The organism is Lysinibacillus sp. FW301-JW8 (genome assembly GCF_058788755.1).
The window spans coordinates 62,674-71,443 of record NZ_JBYTBB010000022.1; the positions used below are offsets into that span (position 1 = coordinate 62,674).

The following is an 8,770-nucleotide window of genomic DNA, read 5'->3' on the forward strand; positions in this document are numbered from 1 at the left end:
ACTAAGTAAAAAGAGCAATCATCAAAGAAGCGTAATCACCTAGAAATAAATAGTTTAGCATTGGAGTCTAACTAAAAAGGGGAAATGGACAATGAACTTTCAATTAACAGAAGAGCATGAACAATTACGCGAAATGATTCGTGATTTTGCTATTAATGAAGTGGCACCTACAGCAGCGGAGCGTGACGAGAACGAAGAGTTTGATCGCGCAATTTTTGACAAAATGGCGGAGCTTGGTTTAACAGGCATTCCATGGCCAGAGGAATATGGTGGGGCAGGCTTTGATTATCTTGCGTATGTTATTGCTGTAGAAGAATTATCACGTGTCTGCGCTTCAACAGGGGTAACGTTATCAGCTCATACGTCACTGGCAGGTTGGCCAATTTTTAAATTTGGTAATGAAGAACAAAAACAAAAATATCTTCGTCCAATGGCAGAAGGTAAACATATTGGGGCATACGGACTAACAGAGCCAGGGTCAGGATCAGATGCTGGTGGCATGAATACCTATGCAAAACGTGATGGTGATGACTATATATTAAACGGTTCGAAAATTTTCATTACAAATGGTGGAGTAGCAGATACATATGTTGTATTTGCTGTAACAGATCCAGAAGCTAAGAATAGCACATCCGCTTTTATCGTTGAAGCTGGATTTGAAGGCTTCTCAGTAGGGAAAAAGGAGAAAAAGTTGGGGATTCGTTCATCTCCTACAACTGAAATTATTTTTGATAACTGTCGTGTTCCAAAAGAAAATTTGCTTGGGGCTGAGGGAGAAGGCTTTAAAGTGGCAATGACAACACTTGATGGTGGACGTAACGGTATTGCGGCTCAGGCTGTAGGAATTGCACAGGGAGCATTGGATGCAGCGGTTGAGTATGCAAAGGAGCGTGTGCAATTTGGTAAACCAATTACAGCTAATCAAGGTGTGTCTTTCAAATTAGCAGATATGGCTACTCAAATTGAAGCATCTCGACTGCTTACATACCAAGCGGCTTGGTTAGAATCAAATAGTCTACCATATGGTAAAGCATCTGCAATGGCGAAATTAATGGCTGGCGATACGGCGATGAGTGTAACGACTGAGGCGGTTCAAATTTTTGGCGGCTATGGTTATACGAAAGATTATCCAGTTGAGCGCTTTATGCGTGATGCTAAAATTACACAAATCTATGAAGGCACGCAAGAGATTCAACGTCTTGTTATCTCGCGTATGCTAACAAAATAATATATGACAGAAAAAGAGAAAAGGCCTCAGGTACAGTCAACAGTTAAAGATGAAAATCTCATCGCCATTCGTCGGGAACAAATGATACAAGGAGCCATCAAGTTATTTAAAGAAAAAGGTTTTCATCGTGCCACGACGAGAGAAATCGCAAAAGCTGCTGGCTTTAGTATCGGTACTTTATATGAGTATATCCGAACTAAAGAGGATGTTCTTTACCTAGTATGTGATAGTATTTATCATCACGCTATGGAGCGGCTTTCAAGTTATGAGATAAAAGCAGGGACGATAGAAGAATTAAAAGAGATGATTCGAGAGTATTTCTTGCAAATTGATCACATGGTTGATGAGCTGACAATCATGTATCAAGAAACAAAATCTTTATCAAAAGAAGCGCAGCGCTATGTATTTAGTAAGGAGTTTGAAATGGTTGCCACGTTTGAACGATTACTAAAGCGATGTGTGCAGTCAGGTGAAATAACAATGACCGATAAGCAAATCCACTTGGCAGCCAATAATTTAGTTGTCTCAGGACAAAGCTGGGCGTTCCGAAAATGGGCGTTACATCGACAGCATTCGATTGATGAATTTATTGACATGCAAATAACATTGTTTATTTCAGGTATAAAGGGGTTCTGTTAAGGGGTTGTCGGTAATTGCATAGAGCGACATTGCAATTACCGACTTTTTTTATGAACTGCATAAGGTAGCTCCAGTCTGGGGTGCCTATAACACAAAGGTGTAATTGATTAAGGGGAGAAAGTAGGGATTTCATATGACAAAGGTAGAAGTATATCGTCCAAAAAATCACGTACGTTTTGTTACAGCATCGAGTCTATTTGATGGGCATGATGCTTCGGTCAACATTATGCGACGTATTTTGCAATCTAGCGGGGTAGAGGTTATTCATTTAGGACATAATCGCTCTGTAGAAGAAGTCGTGAATGCTGCGATTCAAGAAGATGCGCAAGGTGTTGCCATCTCATCCTATCAAGGCGGCCATATGGAATACTTTAAATATATGTATGATTTACTGCGTGAAAAAGGTGCCCCACATATAAAAATTTATGGTGGCGGTGGCGGTGTTATTTTGCCGCGTGAAATTAAGGAGCTACATGCTTATGGGATTTCAGGTATTTTCTCGCCAGAGGATGGACGTGTTTTAGGTTTGCAAGGGATGATCAATGAACAAATTAAAGGTACTGATTTCCCTACAGCAACAGGTAGCTATCTAGAAAAGTTAGAAATGTTAACGACAGAGACACCAGAAATTTTAGCGAATTTGATCACTGCTGCTGAGTCGAATGATGATGAAGAAACGAAAAAAATGATAGAAGAGGCTCGTAAGCGCACGAAAGGGACACCTGTTTTAGGTATTACTGGTACTGGTGGTGCTGGGAAATCGTCCCTGACAGATGAGTTAATTCGTCGATTTTTAAAAGAATTCCCAGATAAACGTGTGGCAATTCTTTCAGTCGATCCAACTAAGCAAAAAACAGGTGGCGCATTGCTAGGTGACCGAATACGTATGAATGCGATCTTTAACAATCGAGTATATATGCGTAGTTTAGCAACTCGTGGATCCCGTACGGAGCTTTCCGCTTCAATTGGAGATGTGCTAGATGTCGCTCGTGTTGCTGGCTATGATTTAATCATTGTAGAAACAAGCGGTATCGGTCAAGGGGATGCTGAAATTACAAAATATACGGACCTATCCATGTATGTGATGACGAGCGAGTTTGGTGCTCCAACACAGCTTGAGAAAATTGATATGATTGATTTTGCGGATGTTATCGCTATCAATAAGTTTGAGCGTAAGGGCTCTGAGGATGCGCTACGTCAGGTACAGAAGCAATATCAACGTTCTCGAGAGCTTTGGCATGAATCACTAGATACAATGCCAATTTATGGTACGATTGCTAGCCAATTCAATGATAAAGGTACGAATGCTTTATTTGCTGCACTTGTTAACATTATTAATGAAAAGACAGGCTACAATTGGGAAACAGGGTATGAGCAATTTGCGAAAACGCAAAAGCAGGATGTCATTATTCCGAATGACCGTCGCTATTATTTAAGAGAAATTACAGATACAGTGCGTGGCTATCATAAAAAATCAGAGCAGCAGGTAGCATTTGCACGTCAGCTATTCCAGCTAGAGGGTGCAATTGCTGCGGTGAAAGAAAAGGCTCCTGATGATGCACTTGTCGCATCTCTTACTTCTTTAGCAGAAGGTGTCAGAGATGAACTAACAGCAGAATCCAAACGTATTTTAGATAATTGGCAGGCATTAAAGGAAGCATATGCAGGAGATGAATTTGTCACAAAGGTTCGGGATAAGGAAATTCGAACAATTTTAAAGACGACAAGTCTTTCTGGAACAAAAATTCCAAAGGTTGCCTTGCCGAAATTTGAGGACTATGGTGAAATTCTACGCTGGGTTTATAAAGAAAATGTACCTGGTGAATTCCCATATACAGCAGGGGTATTCCAATTCAAACGTGAAGGGGAAGATCCGAAGCGACAATTCGCGGGTGAGGGAACACCAGAACGAACAAATAGACGATTCCATTATCTATCGAAGGACGATGATGCAAAACGTTTATCTACAGCATTTGATTCGGTAACACTCTATGGTGAAGATCCAGATTATCGACCAGATATTTATGGTAAGGTTGGGGAATCAGGTGTCTCTATATGTACGTTAGAGGATATGAAAAAGCTCTATGCGGGCTTTGATTTATGTGCACCATCAACATCAGTATCCATGACAATTAACGGTCCAGCACCAATTATTTTAGCAATGTTTATGAATACGGCTATTGATCAACAAGTAAAACTACGTGAGAAAGAACTTAGTCGACCTTTGACAGTTGAAGAATTTACAGAGACACGAGAGCAAACATTGCAGGTTGTGCGTGGAACCGTGCAAGCAGATATTTTAAAAGAAGATCAAGGGCAAAATACATGTATTTTCTCAACAGAGTTTGCCTTACGTATGATGGGAGATATTCAACAATACTTTATTGACCATAAAGTTCGTAATTATTATTCAGTATCAATTTCTGGATATCATATTGCTGAAGCTGGCGCAAATCCAATTTCGCAATTGGCCTTTACATTGGCAAATGGCTTTACGTATGTAGAGTATTATTTAAGTCGTGGTATGAATATTAATGATTTTGCACCAAACCTATCATTCTTCTTCTCGAATGGACTTGATCCAGAGTACACGGTTATTGGACGTGTTGCTCGTCGCATTTGGGCAGTGATAATGCGTGATAAGTATAACGCTAATGAACGTGCACAAAAATTAAAGTACCATATTCAAACATCTGGACGTAGCTTGCATGCACAGGAGATTGATTTTAATGATATTCGTACAACGTTACAGGCACTAATGGCATTACAGGATAACTGTAATTCATTGCATACAAATGCCTATGATGAGGCCATCACAACGCCTACGGAAGAGTCAGTTCGCCGTGCGATGGCTATTCAGATGATTATTACAAAAGAGCATGGTTTAGCGAAAAATGAAAACCCATTACAAGGGGCATTTATCGTGGAAGAGCTAACAGATCTTGTAGAAGAAGCTGTTCTAGAAGAGTTTGATCGCATAAATGATCGTGGTGGCGTGCTAGGTGCAATGGAAACACAATATCAACGTGGTAAAATTCAAGAGGAATCCATGTACTATGAAATGTTGAAACATTCTGGTGAGCTACCGATTATCGGTGTTAACACATATTTGAATCCGAATCCACCTTCTGATGCGGATATAGATAATATGGAGATTGCTCGTGCGTCGAAAGAGGAAAAAGAGACGCAAATCCTTAATTTACAGGGATTCTGGAAGCAGCACGAAAGTGAATCAGAAGCAGCAATTACACGCTTACAGGAAGTGGCTGTTAACAACGGTAATATTTTTGCAGAGTTAATGGAAACAGTAAAAGTAGCAAGTTTAGGACAAATTACGAGGGCTTTATATGAGGTAGGCGGACAATATCGTCGTAATATGTAATTTGTAAATGTGCATATCTTCTTACTTATTAGCATTTATTCTATATTAATACAAAATGCTTTTGTAGTTGTAAGTGTCTAGTCTTAGGATTAGGCACTTTTTTTTATTTTCGTTATAATAGAACTGTAAAAAAAGGGGAGGCGCAGTAGAGGATGAAATCAGCTTTTCACTACATCATTATCTTAGCTTTAGTGTTAGGAGTTATTTTCCTGTATAATAAGCAAATTGGCGCTGTTCCTTTACTAATTCTATCTGTATATTTGTTTTACCTCGGGATAAAAAAAATATGTGGTATAAAAAACAGTAATTGAAGCTAGCAAAGAGGATAAAACTTTGTATATAATGGGTATTATGCTTATGATATGGAAAGTTACTTTTGTGCGGTCTTTTTTTGCTGCGCTCCGAAAATAAAGCAATAAAAACGTCCATTGTGATGAGAGAAAGGAAGTGCACGAATTGAATTTTCGTGAAATGACAAAGGAACAATTAGCGGAAGAATCGTTAATTAACTTAGCTTATGTAATTTTAAATGAAAAACGTGCCTCAGTGTCTTTTAATGACTTACTAACAATCCTTCAGGAGCTTGTAGGCTATAGTAATGAAGAAATCAAAGCACGCCTACTACAATTTTACACAGATTTGAATGTAGATGGTCGCTTCTTATACAATCAAGAGACAGGTTGGGGTCTACGCGAATGGTTTAAAGTTGAGCAAATTGAGGAAGAAACAGCTCCTTCTGTGAAAACTCACAAGAAAAAATCTAAAGCTTCCCTTGACGATGAAGATTTAGATGAAGATTTAGAAGAAGAAGACATCGACTTTGATGAAGATTATGAGGAATTCGTTGAAGAAGAAGATGTTGAGGAAGTCGAAGAGAAAGAAGACATTGATTTTGAAGATGAAGACATAGAGGACATTGATGAAGAAATCGATGAGGACTTTATCGAAGAAGATGACGAAGAAGAATTCGACGATGAAGAGGAAGAAATTTAATTTTCTATCTTTTATGCCCATAGTAAAAATCCTTGACTTCTATCTCGGTTACGTTTAATCTTTTACTTGGGCTCCTTAAAAAAGGAGAAAGACCGTGTATGTAATACGCTCCCCCTGCTAACCTATGCAGGAGGGGCGTTTTTTTGTTGTTAATTTTATCTTCATTCAGCAAATATTTTTGTATCGAAAGCATAGCGGCAGATACAGAAGACTCCCACCTCTACATGTGGTGAGATGAATGCGGTATTGGTTCCTTTTCAGTGGGTGTCCAAACACCTACTGAAATAGAGGAACTCAGTCTAAGAACGCCACGTCCTGTGGCAACAACTGAGTGACCAACATCATGTTGGCCCAAAGCCTCTGGCGGATGTCACGGATTTTCAAAGGAATGAATTGTGCGGGCACAATTCAAAATCCAGACGCAATTACGCCAAGGCGAAATTGATTCAGTTAAACACTCCCAAATTACTACTGACATGAATATAAATGTTCCCAATACTTCATGATGTATAGTAATCGGTGACTGAATAAATGTTAGAGCAATCAATTTTTAAAAGGAAAGTAGAAAAGAGATAGAAACGATTACAGCTTCGAATCGACTACACTTTTTTGTAGGCATTCTCGGCTTTTCTTATTTTTAGGTATAAGTATTTCTTAACCTTGTCGAGACATTTACGTCAAAATATTTAGTTGTTAACACGGCGTATATGCACTTTTCTTACTTACAATTTTTAGAACATCATAAGGAGGAATTTTTTCATGACAAAGTATATTTTTGTAACAGGTGGGGTTGTGTCATCGCTTGGAAAAGGGATTGTAGCGGCATCTTTAGGTCGTTTATTAAAAAATCGCGGGTTAGAAGTAACAATTCAAAAATTTGACCCTTATATCAATATTGATCCAGGTACAATGAGCCCTTATCAACATGGTGAGGTTTTCGTAACAGATGATGGTGCAGAGGCTGATCTTGACTTAGGTCACTATGAACGTTTCATTGATATTAACCTTGGCAAACATTCTACTGTAACATCAGGTCGTGTTTATCAGTCAGTTTTACAAAAAGAACGCCGCGGTGATTACAACGGTGGTACAGTACAAGTAATTCCTCATATTACAAATGAAATTAAAGATCGTATTCAACGTGCTGGACGCGAAACAAATGCCGATGTTGTTATTACAGAGGTAGGTGGAACAGTAGGGGATATCGAGTCATTACCATTCCTTGAAGCAATTCGCCAAATGAAAACTAACTTAGGTCATAACAATGTCTTGTACGTTCATTGTACGCTTATTCCTTATATTAAAGCAGCAGGTGAGCTAAAAACAAAGCCAACGCAACATTCTGTAAAAGAATTACGTTCTTTAGGTATTCAACCAAACATTATCGTTGTGCGCACAGAGCAAGAGGTGCCTGAAGATATGAAAGAGAAATTGGCTTTATTCTGTGATGTACAGCCACATGAAATTATTGAATCTCGTGATGCTGAGCATTTATATGAAGTGCCATTAAATCTTCATGCACAAGATTTCGATGACATAGTTCTTGACCATTTTGGTATCGAAGCACCAGAGGCAGATATGGGGGAATGGCGTGAGCTTGTAACGAAAGTGAAAAGCTTACCAAATAAGCGTAAAGTAGCGCTAGTAGGGAAATATGTTGAACTACAAGATGCTTACATTTCTGTAGTAGAGGCATTAAAACACGCGGGCTATGCATTTAATTCTGATATTGATATTGACTGGATTAATGCTGAGCATGTTAATGCTGACAATGTTACTTCACTATTAAAAGGAGCGAACGCTATTTTAGTCCCTGGTGGCTTTGGTGATCGTGGTGTGGAAGGTAAAATTTTAGCGACACAATATGCTCGTGAAAATAATGTTCCGTTCTTAGGTATTTGTTTAGGTATGCAACTGGCAACAGTGGAATTTGCTCGTAACGTACTTGGCTTAAAGGGAGCACATTCTACAGAGCTTGATGCACAAACAGATTATCCTATTATTGATTTCCTACCAGATCAAAATGATAATGTAGATATTGGTGGTACATTGCGTTTAGGTTTATACCCATGTAAGTTAAAAGAAGGCTCAAAAGCTAAGGATGCTTATGGAAAAGAGCTTGTTTATGAACGTCACCGTCACCGTTATGAATTTAATAATGAGTACCGTGAAGCTATGGAAGCAGCAGGTCTTATTTTCGCGGGTACTAGTCCTGATGGTAAGTTAGTGGAAATAATCGAGTTACCAGATAATGATTTCTTTGTAGCTTGTCAATTCCATCCTGAATTTGTATCACGCCCAAATCGTCCACAACCATTGTTCCGAAATTTTATCGGCGCAACATTTAAATAATGCAAAAAGAGTTGTCTCAAATGCTGAGACAACTCTTTTCATAGTGTTGAAATACTATTATGTCAATGACATCAAGGTGACAAATTAAAAAGTATAACCCTTTTTCAAAACGAGGGGTTGATCTCCGTTCCGACTGAGTGCTTTCCTGGGGCGTCCGATGAGCCGCTTCACTCGCG

At 38.9% G+C, this 8,770-nt stretch carries 5 protein-coding genes; all 5 read left to right on the plus strand.

Features of this window, described 5'->3' with window-relative positions:
- Positions 1 to 91: 91 nt before the first annotated feature.
- Positions 92 to 1,228, plus strand: coding sequence for an acyl-CoA dehydrogenase (locus tag AC3WOM_RS11270; RefSeq protein WP_492446782.1), 1,137 nt, complete (start codon positions 92 to 94; stop codon positions 1,226 to 1,228).
- A gap of 3 nt (positions 1,229 to 1,231) precedes the next feature.
- Positions 1,232 to 1,867: a TetR/AcrR family transcriptional regulator gene (locus AC3WOM_RS11275; protein WP_054770255.1), complete on the plus strand. Its 636-nt coding sequence runs from the start codon at positions 1,232 to 1,234 to the stop codon at positions 1,865 to 1,867.
- A gap of 133 nt (positions 1,868 to 2,000) precedes the next feature.
- The gene (icmF, locus tag AC3WOM_RS11280) at positions 2,001 to 5,249 is read left to right on the plus strand and encodes a fused isobutyryl-CoA mutase/GTPase IcmF (protein ID WP_492446785.1); all 3,249 of its coding nucleotides are present in this window, start codon (positions 2,001 to 2,003) and stop codon (positions 5,247 to 5,249) included.
- Positions 5,250 to 5,705: 456 nt separating this feature from the next.
- Positions 5,706 to 6,242, plus strand: a complete 537-nt coding sequence (gene rpoE, locus AC3WOM_RS11285; protein WP_427539847.1) for a DNA-directed RNA polymerase subunit delta — start codon at positions 5,706 to 5,708, stop codon at positions 6,240 to 6,242.
- A gap of 759 nt (positions 6,243 to 7,001) precedes the next feature.
- A complete protein-coding gene (pyrG, locus tag AC3WOM_RS11290) occupies positions 7,002 to 8,594 on the plus strand; it encodes a CTP synthase (RefSeq protein WP_492446786.1) in 1,593 nt (530 codons plus the stop codon).
- The last annotated feature ends 176 nt before the right edge of the window (positions 8,595 to 8,770 follow it).